Origin of the sequence: Cupriavidus basilensis (assembly GCF_029335485.1) — a bacterium.
GTDB lineage: Bacteria > Pseudomonadota > Gammaproteobacteria > Burkholderiales > Burkholderiaceae > Cupriavidus > Cupriavidus basilensis_E.
In genome coordinates this window covers 1-1,747 of sequence record NZ_JARJLM010000091.1, presented here as the reverse complement: position 1 = coordinate 1,747, position 1,747 = coordinate 1, and the positions used below count along the sequence as shown (strand labels likewise).

Annotated in this window: 2 protein-coding genes; both read right to left on the bottom strand. The window is 66.3% G+C overall.

From position 1 onward, the window contains the following. Positions 1–15: 15 nt before the first annotated feature. Entirely contained in the window at positions 16–810 is a 795-nt protein-coding gene (locus P3W85_RS05360; protein ID WP_017231092.1) for an ABC transporter ATP-binding protein, read from the bottom strand. A 1-nt stretch (position 811) separates the two neighbouring features. Next, positions 812–1,708, bottom strand: coding sequence for an ABC transporter permease (locus P3W85_RS05355; RefSeq protein WP_017231093.1), 897 nt, complete (start codon positions 1,706–1,708; stop codon positions 812–814). Positions 1,709–1,747 lie beyond the last annotated feature (39 nt).

The following is a 1,747-nucleotide window of genomic DNA, read 5'->3' as shown; positions in this document are numbered from 1 at the left end:
TGGCTAAGCCGAGGCTCAACTCAACAGCAACGCATCGTCATCCAGCTGCTCGTGCCTGGTCTGCTCGAACATGCGCAGCAGATCCGGCACATCCAGTCCGGCGCGCTGCTCGCCCGACACATCCAGCACCACCTGGCCCTGGTGCAGCATCACCGTGCGCTGGCCGTAGTCCAGCGCCTGGCGCATGCTGTGGGTGACCATCATGGTGGTGAGCTTGCTCTCCGCCACGATCTTGGCGGTCAGTTCCAGCACGAAGGCAGCGGTCTTCGGGTCGAGCGCGGCGGTGTGCTCATCCAGCAGCAGGATGCGCGACGGCTGCAGCGAGGCCATCAGCAGGCTCACGGCCTGGCGCTGGCCGCCCGAGAGCAGGCCGATGCGGTCGGTCAGGCGGTTTTCCAGGCCGAGGTTGAGCAGGCGCAGCTTGTCGCGGAACAACTCGCGCGAGGGTTTGTTCAGCGCCGAGCGGAAGCCCCGGCGGCTGCCGCGCGCCATGGCCAGCGCCATGTTTTCCTCGATCGTCAGCGCTTCGCAGGTGCCCGCCATCGGGTCCTGGAACACGCGCGCCACCAGGTGGGCACGGTCCCAGGCCGGCTTGCGCGTGACATCGGTCTCGTCGATGGTGATGCGCCCGGTATCCACCATCTGGTCACCGCTGATGGCGTTGAGGAAGGTCGACTTGCCCGCGCCGTTGGAGCCGATCACGGCAACGAACTGGCCGCTCGGGATGTCCAGGCTGAGGCCGCGCAGCGCGCGCGTCTCGATCGGGGTGCCGGGATTGAAAGTGAGTTTCAGGTCTTGTGCGCGCAGCATCTCAGGCACCTCCGTTCTTGCGGCCGAACAGCTTCTTGCGGGTTCCCGGCAGCACCAGCGCGCCGGTGACCAGCACGGCGGTGACCAGGTTCAGGTCTTGTGCCTTCAGGCCGATGAACTCGCTGTTCAGCGCGAGCGCGATGAAGAAGCGATAGAGGATGGCGCCCAGCACCACGGCCAGCGTGGTGTACACCAGCCGGCGCGCCGGCAGGATGCTCTCGCCGATGATCACCGCGGCCAGGCCGATCACGATGGTGCCGATGCCCATCGAGATATCGGAGCCGCCCTGGGTCTGCGCGAACAGCGCGCCCGCGAGCGCTACCAGCCCGTTGGACAGGGCCATGCCGGCCAGCGTGGCGCGGCCGGTGGCGATGCCCTGGGCGCGCGCCATGCGCGGGTTGGCGCCGGTGGCGCGCATGGCCAGGCCGAGCTGCGAGGAGAAGAACCAGTCGAGGCCCAGCTTGGCCACTACCACCACGATCAGCAGCAGCGCGGGGCGCAGCATGTAGTCGGGCAGCCAGTCGGGCTGCAGGATGGTGAAGATGGTGGATTCGGTGATCAGCGGCACGTTGGGCTTGCCCATGATGCGCAGGTTGACCGAGTACAGTGCGATCATCATCAGGATACTGGCGAGCAGGTCCATGATCTTGAGGCGCACATTGAGCCAGCCGGTGATGAAGCCGGCAAAGGCGCCTGCCACGATCGCCAGCGCGGTGGCAAGGAAAGGATCCTGGCCGGAAGCGATCAGCGTGGCAGCCACAGCGCCACCCAGCGGGAAGCTGCCATCAACGGTCAGGTCGGGAAAATTGAGGATGCGGAAGGAGATCAGCACCCCCAGGGCAACGAGGCTGAAGATCAGGCCGATCTCCAGGGCGCCCAGAAGGGAAAAGAGGGACATGGGGGAATCCAGTTGCTATTTCCGGCTTGGGAGCCGGAT